Here is a 26,698-nt window from a genome sequence, read left to right as displayed (position 1 = left end):
GGGCCCCCGGGGGCCGTCGGGGCGCGGCGGCGCCGAGGACCCGACCCACCCCCCACCGCCGGGCCGCGGCCCGGTAACCCCGCAACGGGTGCCGGGGCCTCGGCGTCGGTCCGGCCGATCGGGCGTCGGTCCGGCCGATCAGTCCTCCGGCAGCCCCACCGCCTGCCAGCGGTACGCCGCGTCCTCCTGCCACACCTGCAACTCGCCCTCCACCACCGCCGCCAGGCACAGCCGCCAGTCGTCGCCCATGGCCAGCGCCACCCGGGTGGCCGGGCGCAGCGTGGGCCGCCACCAGCGCGGCCGACGGGAGGCGCCGCCGGCCGGCAGCCGCAGCCGTACGCCGCCCGCGCCGGCCAGTGCGACGGTCGGGCCGCCGCGGTGGCCCACCATGGCGATGCCGAGCGAGGGCTCGCCGTCGCCGATCTCGGTGCCCGCCCCGGCCGCGCCGAGGGTGTGCAACTGGACCGAGCCGTCCGCCCGCAGGGTGGCGGCCTGCGGTCCGGCGGAGGTGCGGGCCAGCGCCCCGGCGCGCAGCGGACCGGCCGGGCCCACCGGGACGGGCGGCCGCGCGGCGCCGGGCCGCCAGCTCAGCACCCGCTCGCGGTGCTCGACCAGCAGCAGCCAGGCGCCGGGCCGCTCCTCCTCGGCGGCGAGCACCCGGTCGGCCGGGCAGCCGGGGTGTTCCTGCCCGGTCAGGGTGCGGCCGGGGGCCCAGCGGTAGGAGCGCAGTGCGCCGCCGGCCGCCGTCCAGACCGTCATCTCCCCGGTCGAACCGACCCCGCCCGCCAGGCCGTTGACCCCACGGGCCGCCTCCCACCAGCCGGTCGCCGTACCGACCCACAGGGTGCCGCCGCGGTCCTCGGCGCAGACCACCAGCTCGCCCTGGGGTCCGGCCCAGCCGGCGCTCAACTCCCTTACGGCGGAAAGACCCTGGCCGGCCGGAAGGCGCCGGTCGCGGCTGCCCGGCCCGGCCAGCGCGGTGCCGTCGGCGCCGCCGGTGACCACCAGCGGCCCTCCGGCCGGGTCGGGCAGCACGGCCAGACCCGCGGTGCGCGCCACCGGCCGGTGGCCGCGCAGCAGTTCGCGGCCCCGGGCGGCCCACGGGCCGAGCGGGGAGGGACGGCGGTCCGGCTCGCGGGCCAGCGGCTCGCAGGCCCAGCGCGCCAACTCCTCGCCGTAGCCCGCGGCCAGCAGTTCGGCGCGGGCCTGCTCGGCGGCCAGCCGGTGGTCCAGCCGGCCGTGGTCGGGCAGCAGCAGGGTGCGGGCGAGGGTGCCGACCGCGAACAGGTCCTTGGCGGTGGTCGGGAAGCCGCCCACCTGCTCGGCCTCCGGCGGGACGTGCCCGGGGGTGAACACCGCGACCGTCAGGGTGTGGTCCAGCGGGGCGAGGAAGGTCAGGTCGATCAGCTTGACCTGCCCCTGGCCGTCCACCAGGACGTTGGCGGGGGAGATGTCGCGGTGCACCCAGCGCTTGCGGTGCAGCTCGTCGACGATCCGGCAGAGCCGGGTCAGCACCTCCGCCACCGCCGACGGGCCGCCGCGCTGGCCGCGCGCCCAGGTGTGCAGCGGCGCGCCCTCGACCCAGGGCGAGATCTGGTAGCCCAGCAGCGCCCCGCCGGGCGGGGTTCCGGGCCGGTGCGGGGAGGGGCCGAGCAGGAAGCTGGGCACCACCAGGTCGGTGACGCCCAGCCGGTGCGCGTTGTGCGAGACGTCGTCCCAGCGGCCGAGCCAGCGCCGCACCTCGGTCGGGTCGCGCTCCAGCATGATCTTGGCGGCGACCAGCTCCTTGCGCCCGTTGTGTCCGGTGCGAACCGCCCGCCACACCTCGGCCTCACCGCCCCGGTGGTGGAACTCCAGGAGTTCGTACTGCTCCGGGTCGAACTCCGGCCCGAACCGGAGCCCGGGCACCCAACGCGACTCCGACACACGACCCCCGAAGCTACTGACCGCTGTGGACGCGCTGTTGGCGCGCTGCTGTTGAGCCGCTGCCGTGCTGCCGTTCCGCCGGCGACGCGATGCCCAGGATAGTGCTCTTTCCTGTTCGTCCGTCCGATCGAGGGCCTATTCTGATGGCGCCCGGGCAACATCACGACACGACGTCAACTCATGATCGCCCAAAGGCAGTTGATCATGCGATGGTCGGTGTCCGAACACAGGGGGACGGTGCATGGCACTGATAGCGGTGCTGCTGGTCGTGCTGGCGCTGGCCGGTGTGGCCGCCGTCGTCCTGGCCCGCCGCCGACGGACCCTGGACGCCGCGACGGTGACGAAGGCGCTGGCCGCGGCCGCCGAACGGCTCGCCGCCGGCCGGGCCGCCCAGGCCCGCCGCCGCTACGCCCGGCTGGCCCGCCGACTCGCCGACGCCCCCGAGGAACTGCGCCCGCAGCGCGGCCTCGCCCTGCTCGGCCAGGCCGAGGCCACCGCCCCCACCGGCGACCAGCAGGCCACCTTCGCCCTGCACCGCGAGGCCTACCCGCTGCTCGCCGACCCGGCCCGGCAGCTGCCCCGGTGGAGCCTGCGCCGCCTCGCCGAGGAACGGATGCGGGCCCCCGACGGCGACCTCGGCCCGCTGCTCGCCTTCCTCCGGGCCACCGCCGCGGGCGCCGAGCCCGGCGAGGAGGCCGAAGCCGCCGCCCGCACCGTCGACTGGCTGCAGCACCGCTGCCGCGAAGGCGCCCCCGACCAGCGCGAACACGTCACCGCCGCCGCCCTCGCCGCCCTGCCCGGCCGGGACTGGCCCGTGCTCGCCCGGGCCGCCCTGCTGTGCGCCACCGACCGGGCCGCCGACGCCGAGGCCCTGCTCGCCGCCGCCGCCCCCACCGGCAGCGGCGAACTCTGGTTCCGCTGGGGCGCCCAGCTCTACACCCTGCACCGCGACCGACCCGCCGTCACCGCCTTCGACGAGGCCCTGCGCCGCGGCCCCGGCGAACCCTCCCCGTGGGGGCGCGGCCCGGCCCTGCGCACCGACAGCCTGCTCTTCCGCGGCCTGGCCCGCCAGCGCCTCGGCGCCACCGAGGAGGCCTGGGCCGACCTCGCCGCCGCCGGCGGCGAGAGCCCGACCGACCCCCGCCCCCGCTACGCCCTCGGCCGGCTCGCCCTGCTGCTCGGCGCCGACGAACCGGCCCGGGAGCAGTTCACCGCCGCCCTGACCGTCCGGCCCGACTTCGCCCCGGCCCGGTTCGGCCTCGCCCTGGTGCACGAGCGGGCCGAACGCCCCGCCGAGGCCGCCGCCGACTACCGGGCCGGCCTCGGCGGGGCCCCCGACTGGCGCCCCGCCAGGGTCCGGCTCGGCGCCGCCCTGCTCGCCGCCGGCCAGGCCGAACAGGCCGAGCCGGTCCTGCGCGCCGAGGCCGACACCGAACCCGGAAGCCGCTGGACCGCCGTCGCCGCCTTCCACCACGGCCTCGCCCGCGCCCGCGCCGACGACCCGGCCGGCGCCCTCGCCCGCTGGGAATCGCTCGACGACGAGGACCTGGGCCCCCGCCGGGCCCTGGCCCGCGACCGGCTCGCCCGCACCCGCCTGGCCACCGACCCGACCGCCGCCCGCGAACTCTGGCAGCAGGCCACCGCCGAGCACCCGGCCGCCCCCGGCTACCGGGCCGCCCTGCGCGAAGCCGCCCTGCGCGAGGCCGCCCACCTGCTGGTCACCGGCCGGGACCACGCCGAACCGCGCGCCCGCGCCGCCGCCGCGCTCGCCCTCGCCGACACCCTGCCCGGCGCCCTCACCCACCGCCAGGCCCGGCTGCGGGCCGCCCTCGCCCTGGCCGAGGGCACCCCGGAGCCGGTCACCGCCCTGCTCGACGCCGGCAGCGGCCTGCGCGACCGCTACCACCTGGCCGCCGTCGCCCTGCTGGCGGGCCGCCCGGCCCGGACGATCGCCCTGCTCGGCCCGCCCGACCCGGCCGGCGACCCGGCGACCGCCCGACTGCGCGCCCTGCTCGCCGAACGGGCCGGCAACTGGGCCGCCGCACTGGACTGGTACCGGTACTTCCTGGCCTCGGGCACGGCGGCGGGCGCGGCACCCACCGGCGACTGCGCGCTCTGCGACCGCCCCGCCGCCGGCACCTGCGGCGGCTGCGGCCGCGAGGCCTGCACCGACCACCAGCACACCCCCGAGGCCGCCGGCTCGGCCCGCTGCGTGCGCTGCGCCGCCCCCGCCCTGCGCGCCGTCCTCGACTGCGCCCGGCGGGCCGGCACCCCGGAAGAAGCCGAACCCGTGCTCGCCCGCTGGGCCGAGGCGCTCGGCGAGGGCGAAGCCGCCGCGCCCGTCCGGCTCGACCTGGCCCTGCTGCGCGCCGAACTCGGCCGGCTGGACGACGCCCTGGCCGGCCTGCCCGCGGACGCCGGGACGGCCCGCGCCGCCGTCCTGGTCCGCCGGGCGGGCGCCGCCCTCGCGGCCGGGCGGCTCGGCCCGGCCGCCGTCGACCTGCGCCAGGCGCTCCGACTCGCCCCCGGACACGAGCTGCCGGGCCGCGAGCGGGCGGCCGGCGCGCTCGTCCTGCTGGCCGAGCACGAGGCGCACCAGGCCGCCCTCGACGGCCGCCACCGCGAGGCCTGGGAGGTCTACCGCGAGCTGCTGGTCAAGGACCCGGCCCACCCCCGGCTGCTGCACGCCCTCGGCCTGGCCGGCTACCGGCTCGCCGCCGCCGCTGCCTCCGGCACCCCTGATGCCCCTGATACCCCTGGCGTCCCCGAGGTCCCCGAGGTCCCCGACGCCCCCGGCGAAGAGGTCTGGGCCTGGACGCTCGGCTGCCTGGTCGCCGCCCTGCACCAGCCCGAGCTGTGGACCGAGTCCGCCCGGATCACCGGCCGCACCGCCGAACCCCAGCGGCTGGCCGCCGCCCGCGCCGCCCTGCTCGACCGCCTCCGCGACGACCTGCGCGCCCTGGACCGGGCCGCCGGACGCAGCGGCGACGAGGTCACCGCCTGGACGCTGCGCCTCGGCATGGAGGCGCACTGCGCGGACGCCTTCGCCCAGGAGGACATCCGGATCACCCTGCCCGGCCGCCCGGCCCGCCGTCTCGCGCTCGGCCCCGCCCTCGAAGGGCTGCTCCGCGACGACCCCGAACTCCCGGGCTGGGCCGAGGCCTTCGAACAGGCCGTACGGGCCTGGCGGCGACCCGCCGGCCCCGACGCGCCCGCGCCCACCCGGGCCCTCGGCCTGTTCGGCGACCTCGGCGCACAGCGCTACCTGCAGCTCCAGGGCCGGCAGGCCGCCGCCGTCGCCGCCCTGGACGCGGTGCCCGAACAGCGGCGCGGCGAGGACTGGCAGTCGCTGCTCGGCGAGTCCCTGGTCAGCCAGGCCCGCGAGCACCACCGCAACCAGGACTGGCGCGAGGCCCTGGAGAGCCTCACCCGCGCCCGGTCCGTCCCCGGTGCCAGGCTGCCCGCCGACGCCGCCGCCATCGCCGCCGAGTCCGGCCTGCGAGCGGCCCGCGCGCTGCTCAAGAACAACCTGGACGACCAGGCCGGGGCCGCCGAACTCCTGGAGAAGGCCCTGGCGTTGGCCCCCGACGACCCCGAGGTGCAGGGCGACCTCGGTGCCACCTACGCCCAGTGGGCGCGCAAGATCAACAACGAGGACAAGGACTACCCCCGCGCCCTCGCCCTGCTGGAGAAGAGCCTGGAGCTGGCACCCGGCGACCCGACCGCCCGCCACTTCCTGGAGGCCGCCCTCGGCAACCGGGCCGGCCAGCTCAGCCATGCCGACGCCACCGACGCGGAACTCGTGGAGGCCGCCGAAGCCTGGCGGGCGCTGATCGAACTCAACCCCGATCCGGACCACCGGCTCGGCCTCGCCTTCGTGCTGCGCCAGCTCGCCCGCTCGGCCGCCTTCGCCGACGACCGCCGGCGCGCCGTCGAGTGGATGGCCGAGGCGCTGCGCGCCGACCCGGAATGGGAGGGCGGGGTCGAACAGGAGGCCCCGCGCCGGGTCTCGGTGATGCTCGCCAACCACGTGGTGGACGGCATGGAGGACCAGCCGTTCACCGACCAGGCCGCGATGCTCCAGAAGGCCAGGTCCTACGACGACTCCACCGACATCCGCCGGCTGATGGTCAGCGTCTGGCGCGGCAAGGCCATCAGCCACTACGAGGGCCGCCGCTACCGCGCGGCGATCCGGCTGCTGGAAGAGGCGCTCGAACTGTCCGGCACCGCGGAGGACACCGACAAGCTGCGCCGCGAACTCGGCATCGTCTACGGCTCCTTCGCCGTCCAGCAGGCCAATGCCCGGAAGCTGCGCGAGGCCCGGGACCTGGCCCGCAAGGCCGTCGAGTACAGCCCGGACGACGTCGAGCTGCACGTCATGCAGCGGCGGATCAACTCGCTCTACTGACGGCAACCGCAGGGAAGTTGGCGTCGTCCTAGACCGTACGCCGCAGACCGCAGACCGCAGACCGCAGACCGCAGACCGCAGACCGCAGGCCGCCACCCGGGCCGCCGCCCCGAGCCGTCCCCGACACCGTGAGGAGAGAGACCGCCCGCCATGCCACTGAACGAACCGTCGCCGTACGAGGTCCTGGGCATCCCGCTCACGGCCGGCGTGCGCGAGATCAACCTCGCCGTCGGACCGGCGATGCGGGCCGGCCGGTACACCCGCCAGCAGATCCAGGAGGCCGCCGCGCTGCTGCGCAACCCGGACCGGCGCCTGGAGGCGGACCTCCAGCAGCCCCTCCCGCCCGAGCCGGTCGACCAGGCCGCCGAGCTGCTCGCCCCCGCGCTCGCCGAGCCGCTGCTGGTGATCGAGCGCCCACCGCTGCCGCCGGCCGCCCTGCCCGCCCTCCACCGCGCCGAGCTGGCCGCCGACTTCGCCGAGCCCGCTCCCGGCGGCGCCGACCCCGAACCGCCCGTCCCCGCCCGCTACGCGGCGGACCTGTCCGTGCTGCCGCAGATCGAGGTTCCCGAATGACCGACGCACCCACTCACGTACCTACTGACGCTCCCACTCTCGCGCCCGCCGCAGACCCGCTCGACGGCCGCCGGCGGCTGGAGATCCCGCCCGGCGTCGAGGACGTCGACCTGGAGCAGGCGTTCGGCCGGCTGCTCTTCCGGGCCTCGCTGCTGGGGAGCAAGCTGACGGAGCAGAAGCAGGCCGCCCGGGCCGAGCAGCGCGAACTGCTGGGCATCCTGGTCGAGGTGGACGACGCGCTCGCCGCCCTCGGCCTGGACCGCGAGCTGGTGGCGCTCGGGCGCGGCGCCGGACTGGAGGCCACCCGGCGGCGGCTGCTCGGGCAACTCGCCAAGGCCAGGGTGCGGCCAATGCGGCTGGAGGGCATGACGGCGGACCCGGACCTGACCGAGATCGTGGGCACCGAGCCCCGCGCCGGGGTGGCGCCGGAAACGGTGGTGCGGACGGTGGTGACCGGGTTCTTCTGGGGGGACGAAGTGCTGCGCCGGGCCCAGGTGGTGGTCGCCGCGCCGGAGCCGGATCCGCGGCCGGAGCTCGGGGACGGGCCGGTGGGGGCCGCGGCGGAGGACTTCCCGCCGCCGCTCCCGGAGCCGGAGCTGCCCGAAGCCACCGAGGCCACCGAAGCCGCCGAGACCGCCGGGACCGCCGCACCCGCCGAGACCGAGGCGCCGGACACGCCCGGGGTCGCCGAGGCCGTCCCGCCCGCCATCGCCGCCGCGTTCGCGACCGCGCCCGCCGCCGCCGTCGACCCGATCACCCGGGCCCAGCCCAAGGCGGCCCCGCCCCGGGCCCGCCGCCGGGGCAAGGCCGTGGCCAAGCAGGCCAAGCGCAAGAAGTAGCCAGGACCACGAGGGGCAAGAGGGGAACGACATGTACCGCACACTCGGCATCGACCTGGGCACCACCAACTCCGTGGTCGCCCACCTGCGCCGGGGCGAGCCGGAGATCATCTTCAACCGGCAGAACCAGGAGGCCACGCCCTCCGTGGTCGGCAGCGGCCGCAAGGGCGAGCTGCTGGTGGGCTCCACCGCGCGCAGCCGGATCGCCGTCGACGGCGTCAACGTGATCCGCTCGGTCAAGCGCTTCATGGGCCGCAAGTTCAAGGACTCGCAGGTGCAGGCGGCCCTGAAGGAGGTGGACTACAAGGTCACCGCGGGCACCGACGGCGACGTCAACGTCTGGTTCAACGGCCGCTCGTACACTCCGATCGAGATCTCCGCGATCATCCTGCACCGCCTCAAGGAGGACGCCGAGCAGCGCTTCGGCGAGCCCTTCCACCGCGCCGTCATCACCGTCCCCGCCTACTTCGGCGAGCGGCAGGTCGCCGCCACCCAGGAGGCGGGCCGGATGGCCGGCCTGCACGTGCTGCGGATCATCAACGAGCCGACCGCCGCCGCCCTCGCCTACGGCATCACCTCCGAGGCGGGCGACGAGGGGCGGACCGTCCTGGTCTACGACCTCGGCGGCGGCACCTTCGACATCTCCATCCTGCTGCTGGTGCCCGGCTCGGTCTCGGTACTCGGCATCGAGGGCGACAACCTGCTCGGCGGCGACGACTTCGACCGCGGGATCACCACCGCGCTGCTGGAGGACATCCGCGAGGAGTACGGCGCGGAGTACCAGCCCGACCTGCGCGACCGTCCGAAGATCGCCGCCACCGCCGAGACCATCAAGATCGAGCTCTCCAACCAGGAGTCCTCCGAGGTCATCCTGCCGGGCCTGGGCGCCGGGCAGCTGGTGCTGGAGACGGAGTTCGAGCGGGCCCGCTTCGAGGAGCTGATCGAGGCCCGGATCGAGCGCACCATCGAACTGACCCACAAGGCCATCATGCAGGCCAACCTGACGGTCGGGGACATCGACGAGGTGGTGCTGGTCGGCGGCTCGACCGCGATCCCGCTGGTCGCCCGCCGGCTCGGCGAGGTATTCGGCCCGCGCCGGATCCGGCGCGGCGTCAACCCGATGCAGTGCGTGGCGCTCGGCGCGGCCGTCCAGTCCGCGCTGGTCGGCGAGGTGGAGTGCCCCGAGTGCAGGGCCCCCGGCGACCTGTCCGCCTCCAACTGCGCCAACTGCGCCACCACCCTGCTCGGCGGCGCCCGGGTCTCCTGCCCGACCTGCCACATTCCGGTCGACGCCGACGCCGCCGCCTGCCCCAAGTGCGAGCGGGCGCTGGACGGTTCGGGCGCCACCGGGTCCGGTGCGACGGTCCCGCAGCAGACCCGGGCCACCGCCGTGGTGCACGGCGGCAACTGCCCGCGCTGCGGCACCCCGGCCGCCCCCGGCGTCACCGCCTGCGAACTGTGCGGCGAGCCGCTCAACTCGGCCGCCCCCGGCCACACCAAGGTGGCCGGCACCGCCGCCGAGGACGTGGGCCTGCGCTGCGCCTCCTGCGGCCTGGTGAACCCGCCCGGCTGCGAGGTCTGCCCGGGCTGCGGCGAGCTGGCGCAGGTCACCAACCCGTTCGACATCACCCCGAAGAACCTCGGCATCGAGCTGAACGACGGCCGCCTCGCCGTCATCATCCCCAAGAACACCAGCTACCCGACGAGTTCGCCGGTCAGCCGGGAGTTCGTGGTCTCCGGCAGCGGTCGGCAGCGGCTGGAGATCGCGGTCTACGAGGGCGAGCACGAGATCGCCCAGCAGAACGAGTTGATCGGCCACCTCACCCTGCGGCTGCCCGAGGGCCTGGGCGGCCGCACCCCGGTGGAGGTCTCCTTCGGCCTCGACCGGGACCGCACCATCACCCTGTCGGTGCGGATCCAGGGCGGCGCCGAGAAGACCGTCAAGCTGGAACGGGTCACCCTCGACCCCGAGTTGAAGGTGCAGGTCGAGGAGCAGCAGCGGCAGATCGAGTCCTTCACCGACCGCTGGGGCGGCGAGCTGACCGAGGCCGAGATGCGCGAGGCGCAGCGGCTGATGGACAGCCTGGACGACCTGGCGGCCGGGCAGACCCGGGGCCGGTCGGTGGACGCGGCGCTGGAGCGGGCCCAGCAGCAGCTCAAGGCCCAGCGCTGGGTGCGCGGTTCGGAGGCGTACCTGAGCCTGTTCATCCACTACTGCGAGAAGCACCTCGATCCGAGCGACCTGGACCAGTTGCGGTCGGTGGCCGCGGAGCTGCGGCTGCGCCGTGAGGCCGCCGACTGGGAGGGCGCGGTGCGCGCGGCCCAGCGGGCGGACGAGCTGTGCGACGCGCTCGGGCACACCATGCGGATGCTGACCATGTGCAACGTCTACGTGACCCAGAACATGGTCTCGCCCGCCCTGGGCCAGCTGATCATGGCGGAGCTGCGCGGGCTGGACGAGGCGGTGGAGGCGCCCAACATGGCGGAGGTCAACACCCACATGTCGAATCTGCTGGCCCTGTACGCGCAGGCGCAGCGGGAGCTGGGCAGCGAGCCGGCCCAGGAGTCGCTCGGCCCGGTCCGGCCCGAGGAGGCGGGGCCGCGATGAGCGCCGTGGACGCCTTCCCGCAGGTGCCGGAGGTCCCGGCGGCCCCGGGGGTCCAGGGGATCCCGGTCGCGCCCGAGGTGCCGTGCCCGCTGTGCAGGGTCCCGGCGGATCCGCAGACCCTGCGCTGCCCCTCCTGCCGGGAGGACCTGTCCGTGCTGTTCCGGCTGCGTTACGCCGGACGGATCGACTACAACCGGGCGCTGGACGCCCTGGCGGCCGGGAACGAGTCGCTCGCCCTCGGCCTGCTGCACCGCGCGGTGGCGGCCGAGCCGGGGTTGTATCCGGCCCGGGAGCTGCTGGAATCGCTGAACGTCGCCGCTCCCGCGGTGGCGGCGCGGGTGGGGCGGGAGGCCGACACGCCCTAGGACGGGGCAATCCGGCGTGCGGAGGAGCTGATCGCTTGTGATCGTGGGCGAGGTGTGATCGTCACACTTCGACCCGCTCTGCTCACAAGGAGTGACGCAATGCGTATGCGTACCACCTTCGCCGCCGCCGCCCTCGCCGCCACGGCGGTCCTCGCCGGCGCCGGCACCGCCTCCGCCGGCGAGGCCACCGCCAACGGTGCCGCCATCGGCTCGCCCGGCATCCTGTCCGGCAACGTGATCCAGGTGCCGATCAACCTGGAGGCCAACGTCTGCGGGAACTCGATCGGCATCATCTCGCTCCTCAACCCGGTCACCGGCAACACCTGCATCAACAAGTGACCCCGTGCGCTGGGGCCGCCCGTCGACCGCGACGGACGGCCCCAGCGCCGCGTGCGCACCCCCGTTCGGGGGTGGCGGCGCGGGGCCGGGGCCCGCGACCATGGTCCCCGTCCCGCACCGCCGTCCCCAGGAGCCAGCCCGTGCCGACCACGCCGACCCCGCGCAGCTACGCCTCCGGCACCTCGGACGTCCCGCTGCTCGGCGACACCATCGGGGAGAACCTCGACCGCGCGGTGCGCGCCTTCCCCGAGCGCGACGCCCTGGTCGACCGGGCCACCGCCCGCCGCTGGACGTACGCCGAACTCGCCGCCGACGTCGACGCCCTGGCGCTCGGACTGCTGGAGCTCGGGATCGCCAAGGGGGACCGGGTCGGCATCTGGGCCCCCAACTGCGCCGAGTGGACGCTCACCCAGTACGCCACCGCCAAGCTCGGGGCGATCCTCGTCACGGTCAACCCGGCCTACCGGTCGCACGAGTTGGAGTACGTGCTCAACCAGGCCGGCATCCGGCTGCTGGTCGCCGCCGAGCGCTTCAAGACCTCCGACTACGCCGGGATGATCGAGGAAGTCCGCCACCGCTGCCCGGAGCTGGAGCGCGTCCTGCTGCTCGGCAGCCCCGCCTGGGAAGCCGTGACCGCCACCGGCAGGCGGGCCGACCCCTCCCGACTCGCCGAGCGTCAGCGCGAGTTGGCCCCCGACGACCCGATCAACATCCAGTACACCTCCGGGACGACGGGCTTCCCCAAGGGCGCGACGCTCTCGCACCACAACATCCTCAACAACGGCTACTTCGTCGGCGAGCTGCTCAACTACACCGAGCAGGACCGGATCTGCATCCCGGTGCCCTTCTACCACTGCTTCGGCATGGTGATGGGAAACCTGGCCGCCACCTCGCACGGCGCCTGCACGGTCATCCCCGCCCCCTCCTTCGAGCCCGGCGCCACCCTGGCCGCCGTCGCCGCCGAACGCTGCACCTCGCTGTACGGGGTGCCGACCATGTTCATCGCCGAGCTGGCCGACCCGGACTTCGACCGCTACGACCTCGGCAGCCTGCGCACCGGCATCATGGCCGGCTCGCCCTGCCCGAGCGAGGTGATGAAGGAGGTCATCGGCCGGATGGGCATGACGCAGGTGTCCATCTGCTACGGCATGACCGAGACCTCGCCGGTCTCCACCCAGACCCGGGTCGACGACCCGGTCGAGCGCAGGGTCGCCACGGTGGGCCGGGTCGGCCCGCACCTGGAGGCCAAGGTGGTCGACCCGGCCACCGGCCGCACCGTCCCGCGCGGCGAACCCGGCGAGCTGTGCACCCGCGGCTACTCCGTCATGCTCGGCTACTGGGGCGAGCCCGAGCGCACCGCCGAGGCCGTCGACGCCGCCCGCTGGATGCACACCGGGGACCTCGCGGTGATGGACGAGGACGGCTACCTCGCCATCACCGGCCGGATCAAGGACATGGTGATCCGCGGCGGCGAGAACCTCTACCCGCGCGAGATCGAGGAGTTCCTCCACGCCCACCCGGACATCCTCGACGTCCAGGTCATCGGCGTCCCCGACACCAGGTACGGCGAGGAGCTGATGGCCTGGATCCGGATGCGGGAGGGCGCCGAGCCGCTCACCGCCGAGACCGTCCGCGCGTACTGCGCCGGCCGGCTCGCCCACTTCAAGATCCCGCGCTACGTGCACGTGGTCGAGGAGTTCCCGATGACGGTCACCGGGAAGATCCGCAAGGTCGAGATGCGGGCGGAGGCCCAGCGGATCCTGGGGCTGTAGACCCCGCGCCCCGGCCCGGGCGCCCCTCCGCCCGGGCGCGTCCGGGGAGCGCGGTGGCCCGCCCGGCGGGAGAGTGTGATCATGCCCCTCGACGTCACAGTGGAACGCCTGATCCCCCTCCCGCCCGCCACGGTCGCCGCCTACGCGATGGACTGGCGCCACGACCCCGAGTGGACCCAGGGCATCCGCGACGCCACCCTCACCCGGGAGGCCGACACCGGCGGCTTCGGCGCGGGCGCCGAGATCACCCGGACCGCCCGCTTCCTGGGCCGGACCTTCTCGTACGTGCTGCGGGTGGCACGCCACGACCCGCCGACGCTCCTCGACATGGTCTCCGTCGCCGGACCGATGCCCATGCGCGTCACCTGCACCTTCGAGCCCACCCAGGCCGGCACCTTCGCCCGCATCCGCGTCCGCGGCGGCTTCCGCCTGACCGGCCCGCTGCTGTCCCACCGGGTGCGCACCGCGCTCACCGCGGACCTGCGGGCCCTGGAGGGACGGCTCACGGGGTGACCGCCCTCCCGTACGGACCTGTGCTTCCCCTCCCGCCGCGGGCCCTCAGGGGGTGTGCCTCAGGGACCGGTCCGGGGTGCCGCCCTCCAGGATCTCCTGCAGGTCGGCGACCGCCGCCGGGACGCCGTAGGACTCCGCGACAGCGACCGGGTTGATCACCACTTCGTCGATACCGGCCTCGAAATGGCGCTCGATGCCCGCCCGGATCTCCCGGAGACCGCCGAACAGGAAGACGCCCTCCTCGACCAACTCCCGGGCGGACGAGACGGGGTCGGACACATCGAGGTCCAGACCCGCCCGGCGCAGCATGTCCACGTAGTGGGGCGCGCACAGATGAAATCTGGTCCCGCGCTGGGCGAGCACCATCGCATTGCGCCCCGGCCGGTCCAGCACGGCATGGACGACGGTGACGATCCGCGGCCGCTCCCGCCCGGCGTCGCGGGCGCCCTTCTCCAGGGCCGGAGCCAGGACGTCCCGCACATAGGCGGGCGGCGTCAGCCAGGTGATCGCCGTGTCGGCCACCGAACCCGCCGCCCGGGCCATGCCGGGGCGCAGCACACCCGCGCCGACCTCCGGCGGCGCGGTTCCGGCCGGCGCCGACATCCTGGGCAGCACCACCCCGCGCATCGGGAACAGCGGCCCCGAGTGGTGGTCCAACCGCCCCTCGTGCAGCAGCCGGCGCAGGACGTCCAGGTACTCCGCCACCGCCGCCGCCGGACGGGCGTAGGGCGCGCCGCGCAGCGCGGCCACGAAGCCGGGCTCGCCCGCCCCGTAACCCACCACCGGCGGATGGCCCGTCAGCGCGCCGAGCGTGCGGGCCTGCACGGCCGCGTCGTACGGATGCCGGAGCGCCGTCAGCGCCACGGACAGGCCGACCGGGATCCGGTAGCCCGCACCCGCCAGATACGCCAGCACATGATGCGACTCCAACGCCACCGACTGGCCCAGCCAGAGCCGCGCGGCGCCCCCCTCCCGGACCAGCTCGGCCAGCGGCAGGACATCCCGTGGGTCCTGGACCTGGACGGGATACAGCACCGAGACCTTGCGCGAACTCGTCATCCCCGCCACCTCAGACCAGCACTTCCGCATCCGGCACATCCGCAACCGGCACGGCCGGTGCCGGCAGGGCCGGCGAACCGAGGTTGCGGGCCGGCTCGGCGGGGGACGCCGACGCCTCGCGCAGGGCCTGGGCGACCTGCTCCTCCAACGGCGGGCCCGCCGGATCGGTCGCACGGCGCACGACACCGTCGGCGACCGCCGCCGCCCGGTGCTGGCCGAAGCTGCGCCCGCCCCAGCCGTCCCGCTCGTCGCGCGGCTCCCAGGCGAGCGCGACACCGGGGCGCAGCGGGGAGGCGAAGACCGACGCGTCCCCGGCGACTCCCGGAAGGCCCGCCACGGCGTCCGCGAGCACCGGCGCGACGGCCGCGTCCGCGGCGCCGAGGTACACCACCACGGCGTCCCGGCGCGGATACGTCCACGGACGGGACAGCACCTTCGCCCGGTACCGCACACCCAGGCCAGCCAGCCGCTCCAGCAGTGCCCGCCACACCGGCGGGGCGGCACCGGGTTCCGCCAGGTGCACGTACAGCCGCAGCACCTCGCCGGACCGGACCGGCGAACCGTCGGGCCCGTCGACCAGCAGGAAGCCGGGCGACAGCGCCGGACGCACCGCCGGAAGCTCGACCACGCAGGGCCGGCCGACGGCCGGCGGCCCGTCCGAGCGCACCGCGCCGGGCCGCACGCCGACCAGCACCCGGCCCAACTCGACCCGCACCGGACCGTCCGCCCCGCCGTCGGCGGCCTCGACCGGCGAGCGGAGCACACCCGCCGCGACGGTCCGGGTGTGGCCGGTGGCCGCGATCAGCTCGCGCTCGAAGGTCTCGCTGCGCCGCGGCATCCGGGCCGGGCCCTCCTGGCGCACGATGCCGGCGTGCCAGCGTTCGTACAGCAGGCCGGCCAGCGCCGAGCGCAGTTCGCCCCAGGTGTCCGCGGCGACCACCAGGTCGTCGTCGACCTCGACCCGCGGCGTGCCGTCGGTGATCCGCAGGCCGCCGAGCGCCGCGCGCAGGGCCGGGGAGAGCGGGGCCGGGGAATGCTGATGGGACACGATCGTCTCCTGATCCCGTTGTCGATCCGTACGAGTGGGCGTGGGCCCGCGGTCAGTCCTGGACGAGGCCGAGCACCTCGGCGGACCGGAGCGGGTCGAGCAGCGCGTTGCGGCCGACCCCGGCGGCCCCGCGGAGGACGGCGGTGAGGCGGTGGGTGAGGGCCGCCGTGGCGATCGTGCGCTCGAACAGGTGCCAGCCCGCGTACCGGGTCACCCGAGCGGTGAACTGCCTTTCGTCGGCGGCGGGTTCGGAGCGAACCCGGCGGTAGCCGGACCAGAACGCGGCGATCTGCGGACGCACCGCGTCGAGCTGCTCGGCGCCGCTGCGCATCAGCGCCTCGTGGACCTCGGCGGGCGGGACCGGGGTGTCCGGCCCGAGGCCCGCGAACATTCCGACGGCCGCCCGGTGGAGCCATTGCCCGACGTACGCGCCGACGTCCCGGGCCGGGTCGGCGATCCGGAACTCCTCCCAGTCCGTCAGGTACAGGTCGTCGCCGGACAGCAGGAACTGGTCGAGCCGCAGGTCGCCGTGGATCGGCACCGCGGGCGCGGCCGCGCTCGACCCGGCCAGTTCCCGCAGGGCGGCCCGGACCCGCTTGTCGTGCTGCAGCATCGACCACACCTCCAACTCGCCCCCGCTGGCGGCGGCGTAGTCCTCGGCGGTCAGCTCGGCCAGCCGGGCGGTGGACCCTTCCCGCCCTCCGGTGGCGGGCTCGGGCAGGTCGGCGGGGTGGACCGGCATGCGGTGCAGTTCCGCGAGCGCCAGGCCGGCCCGGTGCGAGAGCGCGGCGTCGAAGCGGCCCTGATCGGCGAGCAGGTTGCCCGGCACCGCGTCGACCAGGCGCTCGTGCACCAGCAGCAGGGCCCCGGGGTCGGCGCCGAGGAAGGCCGGCGAGTGCCAGTGCTCCGGAGGGCGACCGGCGGCCAGCACCTGTTCGAACGCGCGGGCCCGGTCGAAGCGTTCGGCGGCGAGCGGCTGCGCGAGCCGCTTCACGAAAACCTCCCGGCCGTCGGCGGTCGGGCCCGCCCAGTTGTCGTTCCGTCCGGGCCGGCTGATGGGCGTCCGGTCCGCGAACGGTGCCACGCCCAGGCGTTCGAGAGCCTGGACGACATCGGGGACGTGGTCGAGTGGAACCGGTGCGAAGACGCCGGTGGGGTCCGTGGCGGGGACCGGCCCCGTCGGCGTTCCGGCCGTGTCCCGGATCGCGGTGATCGTCGCTGCCATGGGAGCCACGGTAGGCGGCGGCACCCCCTGACGGGCAGCCGCACGGACCTGCCGGGCACGGCCCGCGGCGGGGGTGGCAGGGCCCTGCCGGACGGGGTAGTGCGCCGCACGTCCCTGCCGGACGGCGGGCGCAACGGTGAGGTTCCGACCGGACGTCGGACGTGCCGGCAGGGAACTGGCGGGAGATCCGGATTCGCCTTCCCGGGGGCGCAGTTGTCTGCCTCTGGGCGGGTGGGGGCGGCGGCTGGTGTGCTGATGGTGCTGCAACCGGCAGCGGACGTGTGAGCGAATGGAGTCAGCATGGACAGCAGTGACCTGATGGGTGGTTACTCCGCCTACACCACGCCGGGTGCGGCGCGGAACGACCTGGTGTCGATCCCCGACGGGACGGAGGGGTTCACGCCCGTCGTCACCTTCATCTCGGTGATCTCGATCATCGTGAGCCCGGCCACCATGTCCCTCCTGTAGGAGGGACGCTCCGAGCGTCCGGCTCGGGCTCCCACGGCACGGACCCCGCGCCGCCGCGATCCCGTGGCGGCCGGGCTCCGCGCCCCGTACAGCCCGCCTACCTGACCGAGCCCGAAGGGGCGGGGTCCCCGTGGTGCTGCGACCGGCAGCGGATGAGTGAGCGAATGGAGTCAGCATGGACAGCAGTGACCTGATGGGTGGTTACGCCGCCTACACCACGCCGAATGCGGCGCGGAACGACCTGGTGTCGATCCCCGACGGGACGGAGGGGTTCACGCCCGCGATCACGGTCTCGATCTCGGTGTTGGTCACCGTCATCGTGAGGGGTTGCAACTGAGCGTTCGGCTCCGTGTCGTGGCGCCGGCACGGGCTTCGGGCCGTGCCGGCGGCGGCGTTCGGCGCTCAGCGCTCCCGGGGGGTCGACGCGGTGCGGTGGACCCAGCCGGCGATCGCCACCCGGGAGGAGCAGCCGAGCTTGCGCATGGTCTCGCGGATGTGGTTCACCACGGTCCATTCGGAGATGGTCAGTTGCCGGGCGATCTGCTTGTTGCTCAGGCCCTCGGCGATCAGCCGGGCGACCTCGCTCTGACGAGGCGTCAGTATCGCGTCGGCGGACGGCTCGGCCGCCGTGGCCCGGGGGGACACGGCGGGCCGGTCCGGAACGGGTTCCGACGGGTCGCCGGGCGTCCGCGCGGCGACGCAGCCGAGCGCGAAGTCACGTATCAGGTCCGGGAGTTCGACCACTGAACCGGCCGCCATGGCGGCGAGCGACTCGCGGTCGCCGAGCAGCAGCCGCCGCTCGACCCGGCCGACGGTGAAGTCGGGTTCCGTCGGGTCGTCGAGCAGGTGGCGCCGGACGGTGTGGAAGCAGCCCAGCGCCCGGGCGACCGCGGCGGCGCGCGCGGCGGGGCCCGGCAGCAGCGGGCTGCCCATCAGGGCGAGGAGCGCGCCGAGCGCGGCCGGGGCTCCGAGCGGGCGCAGCGTGGCCAGTGCGCGGTCGAGGTAGTTGGTCGAGTCGGCCGCTCGTCCCGCCGCCGCCGCGAACGCGCTCAAGTGCAGCAGCGCGAGGCCGGCGACCAGGTTGTCCCGGGCCTGGATGGCCTCGGCGAGCGCGCGGGTGGCGAGCGCGGCCGCGGTGCCCGCGGAGCGGTGGAGGAACTCGGCCAGCGCGGTGTCGAGCAGCCGGCGACGGGCCAGATGGCCGCCGTCGGCGCCCGGTTCGATGGCCCGGTGGAGCAGCGCGAGCCCCTCGTCCGGGCGGCTCGGGGTGATGGCGATCCCGCGCAGGTGCGTGATCCTGACACTGAACCCGCCGTCCGCCGGGGCCTCGTGTCCCGCGTCGCCGGGCTGAACACCGTCGAGGATGGCCAGCGCCGCTTCCGGCTCGTCGTTGCGGACGGCGGCCTCGGCCAGCAACAGGGCCGCCCGCCACCGGCTGTCCCGGTCGGCGTCGGGGCCGCCCAGCGAGGCCAGTCCGGCGGGCCAGTCGAACGGGGTGCCGATCGCGTAGTGGTACACCCGGGACAGCTCGGCGAGGTCGAGCGCCTCTTCCGCGAGCCCGGCGGCGACCAGTGTGTCGAGCGCCCGGCGGATGTTCCCCTCCTCGCTGCGGAACGCGATGATCCCCCCGGCCTGCGGGCCGCCCGTCATGAGGCGGACGGTGGATCCGGCCAGCCGGGCGTGGTGCCGGGCGTGGGCGAGCCGGACGTCCTCCAGCCCGTTCGCCGACTCACCCGTCTGCTTGTCCGGTCGGTACGACCAGCGGCCGAAGGAGAGGTGCAGCCGGGTACGGGTGTAGCCGTCGAGACGGCCCGAGGGAAGCGCGGAGAGGCTGAGCAGGTGCCGGCCGAGCAGTGACTCCAGGGCGGCCGGGTACTCGTCGAGGCCGACCCCGGAGATCTGCCGGAGCGACTCGGGTCCCGCGCCGCCGCTGAACACGCGGGCGCAGGCGAGCAGTCGGCGTCCGGCGTGGCTCAGGCCGCGCAGCGCCTCGGGCTCGGTGTCGTCCGGGCCGTACGCGTCCAGTAACCGGGCGAGGCCGTCGATGGCGGGCCGGGGCCGGTCCGGAAGCGCTCCGGCCCGGGGGGACTGGCCGTCGAGCGCGGCCCAGAGGACCTCCGGCCCCTCCAGGGCCGCGATCCGTGCGGCCAGGCCGATCGCCCCGGGGTTGCCGTGGAGTTCCACGCAGGCGCGGGCGACGGCCAGTTGGTTGTGGCGCTCGACCTGGAAAGCGGGGTTGAAGGCGCGCAGGCAGGCCACGAAGAGCTCGACGGAGGGCACCGAGGCCAGCGCCTCGACGTCGATGGCGCAGCAGTCCAGCGGCACCGGGAGCGGGGGAACGCTCCGGTGTGCGAAGCCGTCCTGCGCCACCGGCCGGCGCGCGGTGACCAGGGCCTTGACGCCCGTCCCGGCCAGCGCCCGGGCCAGCCGGGCCAGGACCTGCCGGTCGGGGTCGCGTCGCGCGCCGTCCAACAGCAGCACGGACGGGGCGTCCTCGGATTCGCGGGTCCGGGTGATCCAGCGGCGCAGGCCGTCCGCCCAGCCGTCCCCGGGCGCCGGCGCGATCCGGCCGATCGTTCCGCCGGTGCGGGTCCGGTGGGCGAGCGCGACCTCCTCGGCGAGCCGGCTCTTGCCGATCCCCGGCGCCCCGGACAGCAGCACGCCGTCGACGTCCGGCCGTTCGAGCACGGCCAGTACCTCGGCGAGCTCGCCCGCCCGCCCGACCGTCTCCACCGGGAACGGGCCGGTGACGGCGGGCGGTCGGGCGACGGTCGGCGGTCCGGTTCCGGACAGCCGGTCGGCCGCCGTCGCTGCCGCGACGGCGAAATCAGCGGACGTCATACGCGTCTCCAGAACGTGCCGGCGCGGTGGGTGACCCGGCCGTGTGGGTTCACTGCGACGGGCCGGTCGGCTCGGGCGTCGCGCCGGTGGCGCGCATCGGCCCGGCCGGCCTGGGGTGATGCTCGATCAGATCAGTTGTCGGGCACGGGAGTTGGTACATCGCAAGGATCCGGCGGCGGATCGGCTCCAGTGGGTACTGGTCGGCGTAGATGACGAGTTTGACCGTCACGCCTTCCAGCAGGCTGCGGAGCATGATCCCCTCCAGATGGGGGTCCTCGGCGCCGCGGGCGTGGAACAACTCGCGGAGCCGCTCCTCCAGTTCGGCGAGCAGCCGGTCCTTCCTGGCCTCCGCCGCCGCGTACAGCTGATGCGTCCCCGGATCGATCATGAGGCCCAGGGCCATCTGCTGGATGTGACGCGTGCGGTGGGCCGCCAGCAGTGCGCGGTCGATGATGGCGGACAACCGCTCGTCCGGAGTGCCCTCGACGTCCAGGACTTGGTGGACGCCCTCCAGGTAGCGGTCCAGCAGCTCGTCCGCGAGTGCGTGCTTGGTCGGGAAGTAGTAGCTGATCAGCCCGCGCGAGACACCTGCCAGCTCGGTGATGTCGGAGACGGTGGCCTGATGGAAGCCCTTCCTGGCCAGGACGTCGATGGCGGCGGTGACGATCCGCTCGCGGGAGGCTTCCCGCAACCGGGCGTTGACAAGAGGTGAGCGAGGTGACACGCGGGCTCCAGGGCTTCGGCCGCCATGGCGGTTGACTGTACAGACATCCAGTCAACGGGACCAGACCGCGTGCTCGTTCGCCCTGGAAGTACTTTCGACGAGCAGGTTCACCCCTCCGCCTCCGCCCGGCGCCGCCACGGGCCCGACCGGCGCAAACAGCGATGGCCGACGAGGATCTCCGTCCTCGCCGGCCATCGGTGCTCGTGGCGGTTACCGCGCGCCCCACTCCTGGTCGGTCGGCACGATCTCGCGGCCGAGCGGCATCAGCGAGATCGGGATCATCTTCAGGTTGGCCCAGCCGAAGGGGATGCCGATGATCGACAGGAACAGCGGGATGCTGGTGATCAGGTGCCCGATCGCCAGCCACCACCCGGCGAAGACCAGCCAGATGACGTTCCCCACGCACGACGCCGGCCCGGCGTCCGGCCGTTCCACCGCGGTGCGCCCGAACGGCCACAGGATGAAGCCGGCGAGCCGGAACGAAGCAATGCCGAACGGGATCGTGACGATGAGTACGCAGCAGATGATTCCGGCGAGCGTGTAGGCAAGCGCCATCCAAATGCCGCAGAAAATCAACCAGATGACATTGAGGATGAACCTTATTGCGCTCATGCTTGGTACCTTCTCACGACCGATGGCGTTGCCCTACGACCGTGCCATGCCCGCTGGTGGGCGTGTCTACGCCCTTAGGGGTTGTTCCTCAGGGTCCGGTCCGGGCTGAAGCCTCGGGTGGGGATTTCTTCGGATTCGGCTTCGAGTGGCAGCGCGGAGCCCTTCGAAGGAGACGAATCAGCCGTTCCGGCGCATGTGATGGGCGCCGGCCTGCCAGTCACGCGGCGTTATGCCGTAGGCCGCGCGGAAGGCGCGGGTGAAGTGGCTGGAGTTGGCGAAGCCCCAGCGCCGGGCGATCCCCGCCACCCCGAGCTCCCCCGCCATCGGCCGGAGCAGGTCCCGGTGGCAGCGCTCCAACCGCTGGGTCCGGATCCACCCGCCGACCGTGGTGCCCCCCTCCTGCTGGAACAGCTTGTGGAGGAAGCGGACGGACATGAAGTTCGCCGCCGCGATCGTGGACGGTGACAGGTCCGGATCGCGGAGGTTGCGCAGGATGTACTCCTTGACCCGCTCGAAGGAGGCCGCTGTCCGTGAACCCTGCGGCCGGGCGCGCCCGGCCCGGTCGTCGACGAACAGCGCCAGCAGGTCGAGTGCCGTGGCCGCGGCCCGGCGCCCGACGGCCTCGTCCAGCTCCGCCGCCTCGTTCGCCATCCTCGACAGGTAGTCCGTCAGCAGCGCGGCGCTGCCCTCGGCGCCGCTGAACGCCGTGGCGGTGAGTGCCCGCAGGTCCTTCTCCCGCACATCCAGGTCGGCGCGGGCGAAGTGGAAGGAGGTGAAGACGAACTCCTCCTCCATCCTCGTCCGGAAGACCCGGGAGGTGTCGGTGATGGAGAACCCGCCGGGCCGGATGAGCGTCTCCCTGCCGTCCTGCTCCTTGAGGGCGGTGCCCCGTTCCTGGAGGCTGAGGACGAGCGTCGGCGAGTCGCCGTCGGCGATCAGGCGCCTGCAGCGGGTCGCCATCTGGGGCCCGGCCTGGACCCTGGAGATCCGCAGGCAACCCAGTCGGTCGCCGACGATCTCCCCGGGCGACGGCTCCTCCTCCAGGAAGTCCACGGTCATCGGCACGAAGGTGCGGGACACGGCGTCCCGCCAGCTCTCCGCCCGGTCGGAGGCGGACAGCGACGCGGTGGATAGAGAGGCGGACATCGGGTTCCCCTCGGGTCGATCGGTCACCGGGACACCCGGCCCCGGGGGGCCCGCGGCTCGGACGGCCCGGTGCCGCCGCGGGTGTCGCGCCACTGGCTCGGTGAGACGCCGTACGAGGCACGGAAGAGCCGGCTGAAGTGGGCCGGATCGGCGAAGCCCCACCGCTGCGCCACGCCGGAGACCGTGCTGTCGCCGCTGTCCTCGCGGGAGAGGTCCTCGGCACTCGCCTGGAGCCGGCGGCGCTGGATCAGGCGGCTGACGGTGGTCCCCTCCCCTTCGAAGAGCTTGTGGAGGGAGCGAACGGACATGCGGTGCGCGGCCGCGATCGTCTGCGGCCCGAGCACCGGATCCTTGAGGTGCCGGTCCACGTAGGCGTGGATCTCCCAGATCCGGGTGTGGCGGGAGTCCGCCGCGGCCGGCGCGTCACGGGCGGCCTGCTCGGTGACGAGGACGGCCACCAGGTCGGCGAAGTTGCACGCCAGTCGACCGGCGACGAGCGCCGGGCAGTCCTCGGCCGTCTCGACCAAGGTCAGCAGGGACTGCTTGACCAGGGCGGCCACCGGGCCGCCGGCGTCGGCCGCGGTGGCCGTCACCCGTTCCAGCTGCTCGTCGCGCACGCCGAAGGCCCGGCGGGGAAGCAGGCACACCCTGACGTCCACTCCGTCCGGGTAGTCGACCACATGGGGGGTCTCCGTGTACCAGAAGGAAACCGCTCCCGCGGGGACCTCGGCCGTCCGGCCGTCCTGCTGCACCACGGCACCGGTGGCCCCCATGACGGCGACCACGACGTACCCCTCGGCCTGCCGGGTGCCGCGGGCGATCTCTCGCAGGCCGCGGGTGAAGCGGCGAGGGCCGGCGTGGGTCGTGATGAAGAGCAGGTGCCCCAACTGCCGGGTCGTCATCCGGCCCGGGGCCGACGCAGCCTCGTACGGGGCGACCGTCACGGGCATGGCGGCGATGGAGGCGGCCCGGCTCCGGCGATGACCGGTGTTCCCGTCCTTCGGGAAACCGGCCGGGTCGGTCACGGATGTCATGGGTCCTCTCCCTTCGCTCGGTACGGCATCCAGCATGGAACACGGGATGACTTACGTCGGCGGCTGAATGACTGTGAAGCGACTGCGGGCGGTGTGTCGCCGGACACATGACTCTCAGCGCATTCCAACCGTGCAATGTGTGCACCTACACTGCAACGGTCCAGGTCAGAGCACTGGCTCAGGCACAGAGGAAGATCGGATGTCAGGCACCACACTGTTCGGCCGGGACGAGGAGCTGGCGGCCGTCGACGCACTGGTCGACGCCCTGCCCGAGCGCGGCGACGCGCTGCTGATCCACGGCGCCCCCGGGATCGGCAGGTCCGCCCTCCTGGACCACGCCGCCGCCCGGGCGCGCGCCTGCGGATTCACCGTCCTCAGGGCCTCGGGTGTCCGGGCCGAGAGCGACCTGCCGTTCGCGGGGCTGCACCAGCTGACCCACACCGTGACGGACCTCGTCGCGCGCCTGCCCACCCCCCAGGCGCGGGCGCTGCTGGGGGCCTTCGGCATGGCGGAGCCGACCCCCGGTGCCTCCGGGCCCCAGCTCTTCGTGCTGTCCCTGGCCACCCTCGGCCTGCTCGGCGCGGCGGCCGCCGAAGCCCCCGTTCTGCTGGTCGTGGACGACGCCCAGTGGCTGGACGGGCCGACCCTGGACGTCCTCGCGTTCGTCGCACGCCGCGTCGGCGCCGAACCCGTCGGCCTGCTCGTCGCCGTCCGCGAGGACCGCACGGTGTGGCGGGGCACCCCCGGCATCCGCGAACTGCGCCTCGCGCCCCTGGCGCCGGTCGCGGCCGACGCCCTGCTGGACGCCCGCCACCCCGCTCTCGCCCCGGGGACGCGCCGCCGGGTGGCGGAGCTGTCGGTCGGCAACCCCCTCGCCCTGACCGAGCTCCCGCTCACCCTGGGGGTGGACGGGGCACCCGCGGACTCCAGGGTGCTGCCGGAGCTTGCGCTCACCACCCGGTTGGAGCGCGCCTTCTCCGTTTCGCTGGCCGACCTTCCGCCCGACACGCGGCACGCGCTGCTGGTCGCGGCCACCGCCGACGACGGCGCGCTGACCGAGGTGCTCGCCGCGGCCTCGGCGCTGACGGGCACCGAGATCTCCGTACGGTCCCTGGAACCCGCCATGGCCGCGGGTCTGGTGCGCGTCGACGGGTTCCGGATCGACTTCACCCACCCGCTGGTGCGCTCCGCCGTCCTGGGCTCGGCCCCGCTCGCGGACCGTCTCACCGCCCACGACGCGCTCGCCCGCACCCTCCAGGGACAGCCCGACCGGCAGGCGTGGCACCGGGCCGCGGCCGGCGGCCGTCCCGACGAAGCGGTGGCGCGGCAACTGGACCGGGCCGCGTTCAGCGCGAAGGAGCGCGGCGCCGCCGCGGCCGCCCTGACCGCGCTGGAACGCGCCACCGCGCTGAGCGAGGTGCCGTCGGGCAGTGTGGCCCGCCTCCTCGGCGCCGCGGAGCTGCGCTTCGAACTCGGGCAGGCGGACCGCGTCTCGGAGCTGCTCCAGCAGGCCGAATCGCTGGGCCCGGACGTGCTGGAACGGGCCCGCGTGGTCCTGCTGCGCGAATGGCTGGAGTCGGAGTCCGACACGAGCACGTCCCGGATCCACCTGCTGATCGCCACGGCCGAGCAGGCCGCCGAGGCCGGCGATCCCGAACTCGCGCTGCGGCTGCTGCGCGTGGCCGCGTGGCGGTGCTGGTGGGCGGACCCGGGGCGAGAGCTGCGGGAGCGCGTCGTGACGGCCGCCGAGCGGCTACCCGTCCCGGAACTCCACCCGGACCTGGTGTGCACGCTGGCGGGGGCCGCCCCGCTGGAGGCGTCGGCGACGGTGATCGACCGGCTGCGGCGCCTCGAGCGTGAGGGCGGGTACGACGTCGTGACCGCCGCCACGCTGGCCAACGCGGCCATCATGGTGAACGGGTTCGACCAGGTCACCGGATTCGCCCGCCACGCGGCGAACGGACTGCGTCGCCAGGGGCGCCGGGGCCCGCTGACCAAGACACTGGTGCTCCTCGCCCTCGCCACCGTGCACACCGTCGACTGGGAGACCGGACTCCCGGCGGCGGCCGAGGCCGCCCGGCTGGCCGAGGAGACCGCACAGCCACGGTGGCTGACCGGTGCGCGGGTGGCGAAGGCCCAGTTCGCCGCGCTGCGCGGGGACCTGGACACCGCGCTGGTCGCGATCGGCGAGGCGGAGGGCCAGGGGCTGACCGTGGTCGACCCCTCCAAGCTCGCGTACATCCAGATCACCCGCGGCCTCATCGGCCTCGCCGCAGGCAATTTCACCGAGGCGTTCTCCTGCGTCTGGCGGGTCTTCGACCCGGCCGATCCCTCCTACCACCCGTTCATGCAGACCATGGCCATCACCGAGTTGGCCGAGGCCGCCACCAGCGACGAGCAGCGCGCCATGGCGAAGGCCGCCCTGCGACAGCTCCTCACGTCCGCCGGGACGAGCGAGGTCCAGATGATCCGGGTGAGCCTGGGATTCGCCCGGGCGCTGCTCGCCGACGACGAGCACGCCGAGGAGCACTTCCGGGCGGCGTTCGACCTGGACATGTCCCGGACCCCCTTCGTCCGCGCCCGGCTGATGCTCGCCCACGGCACCTGGCTCCGGCGGCGCCGCCGGGTGATGGAGGCCCGCACCCCGCTGCGGATCGCCCGGGAGTCCTTCGCGGCCATGGGTGTGGAGCCCTGGCGCGAGCGGGCGGCCCAGGAGCTCCGCTCGGCGGGCGAGGGCAGCAGGAGCCAAGGCCGCCCCGACCGGGACCTGCTCACGCCCCAGGAGGTCCAGATCGCCCGGCTGGCGGCGCAAGGGCTCTCCAACAAGGAGATAGGCCGGCAGCTGCACCTGTCGCCCCGGACGATCGGCACGCACCTGTACCGGACCTTCCCGAAGCTCGGGATCACCTCCCGCAGCCAGCTGAGCGAGAAGCTGGGCGCGGACTGAGCGCGACCCGTTCGCGGGGATGTTCCGGTGGTGCACGGCGACGTGACAACCTGTGCACCTTGCGGCCGCCGGGCCGGCCGGGAAGGGCGTTCGTCGTGGCCGTGCCCGGTCTCGGCGAGGGGCGCGGTCAGGCGGTTCCACCGACCGCCGCCGCTCCGGTTCACGTGGCCTAACTCCTGTGTCCTGCAGGCTATTCGGTCTTCAACCCGAGGTGTCGTCAAGGCCTTCTCCGAGGAGTGGGCGCCACTCGG

20 protein-coding genes are annotated in these 26,698 nt (G+C 74.7%); 11 read left to right on the top strand and 9 right to left on the bottom strand.

All coding sequences use genetic code 11. From position 1 onward, the window contains the following. Positions 1 to 138: 138 nt before the first annotated feature. A complete protein-coding gene (locus tag ACFVHV_RS29945) occupies positions 139 to 1,908 on the bottom strand; it encodes a hypothetical protein (protein ID WP_380355095.1) in 1,770 nt (589 codons plus the stop codon). A 259-nt stretch (positions 1,909 to 2,167) separates the two neighbouring features. Here ACFVHV_RS29945 and ACFVHV_RS29940 point away from each other — a divergent pair, with 259 nt between their 5' ends. From ACFVHV_RS29940 to ACFVHV_RS29905, 8 genes are all read left to right on the top strand, one after another. After that, positions 2,168 to 6,334, top strand: a complete 4,167-nt coding sequence (locus ACFVHV_RS29940) for a hypothetical protein (protein WP_380355092.1) — start codon at positions 2,168 to 2,170, stop codon at positions 6,332 to 6,334. Positions 6,335 to 6,484: 150 nt separating this feature from the next. Next, entirely contained in the window at positions 6,485 to 6,907 is a 423-nt protein-coding gene (locus ACFVHV_RS29935; RefSeq protein WP_359905463.1) for a hypothetical protein, read from the top strand. After that, the gene (locus ACFVHV_RS29930) at positions 6,904 to 7,746 is read left to right on the top strand and encodes a nucleotide exchange factor GrpE (RefSeq protein ID WP_380355089.1); all 843 of its coding nucleotides are present in this window, start codon (positions 6,904 to 6,906) and stop codon (positions 7,744 to 7,746) included. Before ACFVHV_RS29935 ends, ACFVHV_RS29930 begins: the two co-directional genes overlap by 4 nt. 31 nt (positions 7,747 to 7,777) lie before the next feature. Further along, on the top strand, positions 7,778 to 10,354 hold the full coding sequence (locus ACFVHV_RS29925; RefSeq protein WP_380355087.1) for an Hsp70 family protein: 2,577 nt from the start codon (positions 7,778 to 7,780) through the stop codon (positions 10,352 to 10,354). Beyond that, the gene (locus ACFVHV_RS29920) at positions 10,351 to 10,719 is read left to right on the top strand and encodes a hypothetical protein (protein WP_359905469.1); all 369 of its coding nucleotides are present in this window, start codon (positions 10,351 to 10,353) and stop codon (positions 10,717 to 10,719) included. The genes ACFVHV_RS29925 and ACFVHV_RS29920 overlap by 4 nt, the downstream gene beginning before the upstream one ends. Positions 10,720 to 10,818: 99 nt before the next feature. Continuing rightward, positions 10,819 to 11,058 (top strand): chaplin, encoded by a 240-nt coding sequence (locus tag ACFVHV_RS29915; RefSeq protein WP_359905472.1) that lies wholly within the window; start codon positions 10,819 to 10,821, stop codon positions 11,056 to 11,058. Positions 11,059 to 11,198: 140 nt separating this feature from the next. Continuing rightward, complete coding sequence (locus tag ACFVHV_RS29910) at positions 11,199 to 12,830, top strand: AMP-binding protein (protein ID WP_380355083.1); 1,632 nt, start codon at positions 11,199 to 11,201, stop codon at positions 12,828 to 12,830. 81 nt (positions 12,831 to 12,911) lie between these two features. Next, positions 12,912 to 13,343, top strand: a complete 432-nt coding sequence (locus ACFVHV_RS29905; protein ID WP_359905476.1) for an SRPBCC family protein — start codon at positions 12,912 to 12,914, stop codon at positions 13,341 to 13,343. Between the two features lie 45 nt (positions 13,344 to 13,388). Here ACFVHV_RS29905 and ACFVHV_RS29900 read toward each other — a convergent pair whose 3' ends face one another. Genes ACFVHV_RS29900 through lxmK form a run of 3 tightly spaced genes read right to left on the bottom strand, consistent with a single transcriptional unit; the run spans position 13,389 to position 16,675 of the window. Beyond that, positions 13,389 to 14,402, bottom strand: coding sequence for an LLM class flavin-dependent oxidoreductase (locus tag ACFVHV_RS29900; protein WP_380355076.1), 1,014 nt, complete (start codon positions 14,400 to 14,402; stop codon positions 13,389 to 13,391). A gap of 10 nt (positions 14,403 to 14,412) precedes the next feature. Further along, positions 14,413 to 15,450 carry a T3SS effector HopA1 family protein gene (locus ACFVHV_RS29895; RefSeq protein WP_380355074.1) on the bottom strand — a complete coding sequence of 346 codons (1,038 nt, stop codon included), beginning with the start codon at positions 15,448 to 15,450 and terminating at the stop codon, positions 14,413 to 14,415. A gap of 52 nt (positions 15,451 to 15,502) precedes the next feature. Next, positions 15,503 to 16,675: a class V lanthionine synthetase subunit LxmK gene (gene lxmK / locus ACFVHV_RS29890; RefSeq protein WP_380355071.1), complete on the bottom strand. Its 1,173-nt coding sequence runs from the start codon at positions 16,673 to 16,675 to the stop codon at positions 15,503 to 15,505. A 300-nt stretch (positions 16,676 to 16,975) separates the two neighbouring features. On the opposite strand from lxmK, the gene ACFVHV_RS29885 reads away from it, so the two are divergent. After that, positions 16,976 to 17,143, top strand: a complete 168-nt coding sequence (locus tag ACFVHV_RS29885; protein WP_380355068.1) for a hypothetical protein — start codon at positions 16,976 to 16,978, stop codon at positions 17,141 to 17,143. A gap of 175 nt (positions 17,144 to 17,318) precedes the next feature. After that, complete coding sequence (locus ACFVHV_RS29880; RefSeq protein ID WP_380355066.1) at positions 17,319 to 17,480, top strand: hypothetical protein; 162 nt, start codon at positions 17,319 to 17,321, stop codon at positions 17,478 to 17,480. 65 nt (positions 17,481 to 17,545) lie between these two features. Here the strand turns inward: ACFVHV_RS29880 and ACFVHV_RS29875 are convergent, their stop codons facing one another. From ACFVHV_RS29875 to ACFVHV_RS29855, 5 genes are all read right to left on the bottom strand, one after another. Further along, entirely contained in the window at positions 17,546 to 19,984 is a 2,439-nt protein-coding gene (locus tag ACFVHV_RS29875) for a LuxR C-terminal-related transcriptional regulator (protein ID WP_380355063.1), read from the bottom strand. Between the two features lie 49 nt (positions 19,985 to 20,033). Beyond that, the gene (locus tag ACFVHV_RS29870) at positions 20,034 to 20,675 is read right to left on the bottom strand and encodes a TetR/AcrR family transcriptional regulator (protein ID WP_380355060.1); all 642 of its coding nucleotides are present in this window, start codon (positions 20,673 to 20,675) and stop codon (positions 20,034 to 20,036) included. Between the two features lie 243 nt (positions 20,676 to 20,918). Continuing rightward, entirely contained in the window at positions 20,919 to 21,320 is a 402-nt protein-coding gene (locus ACFVHV_RS29865) for a YccF domain-containing protein (RefSeq protein ID WP_380355058.1), read from the bottom strand. A gap of 177 nt (positions 21,321 to 21,497) precedes the next feature. Then, entirely contained in the window at positions 21,498 to 22,466 is a 969-nt protein-coding gene (locus ACFVHV_RS29860) for a helix-turn-helix domain-containing protein (RefSeq protein WP_380355055.1), read from the bottom strand. Positions 22,467 to 22,489: 23 nt separating this feature from the next. Next, positions 22,490 to 23,500, bottom strand: coding sequence for a helix-turn-helix domain-containing protein (locus tag ACFVHV_RS29855; RefSeq protein WP_380355052.1), 1,011 nt, complete (start codon positions 23,498 to 23,500; stop codon positions 22,490 to 22,492). Between the two features lie 199 nt (positions 23,501 to 23,699). On the opposite strand from ACFVHV_RS29855, the gene ACFVHV_RS29850 reads away from it, so the two are divergent. Then, positions 23,700 to 26,447 carry a helix-turn-helix transcriptional regulator gene (locus tag ACFVHV_RS29850; RefSeq protein ID WP_380355050.1) on the top strand — a complete coding sequence of 916 codons (2,748 nt, stop codon included), beginning with the start codon at positions 23,700 to 23,702 and terminating at the stop codon, positions 26,445 to 26,447. Positions 26,448 to 26,698 lie beyond the last annotated feature (251 nt).

Source organism: Kitasatospora sp. NPDC127116 (assembly GCF_042677365.1).
Lineage (GTDB): Bacteria > Actinomycetota > Actinomycetes > Streptomycetales > Streptomycetaceae > Kitasatospora > Kitasatospora lactacystinica.
Note: the sequence above shows the minus strand (reverse complement) of the source record. Positions and strands in the feature narration are given on the sequence as shown.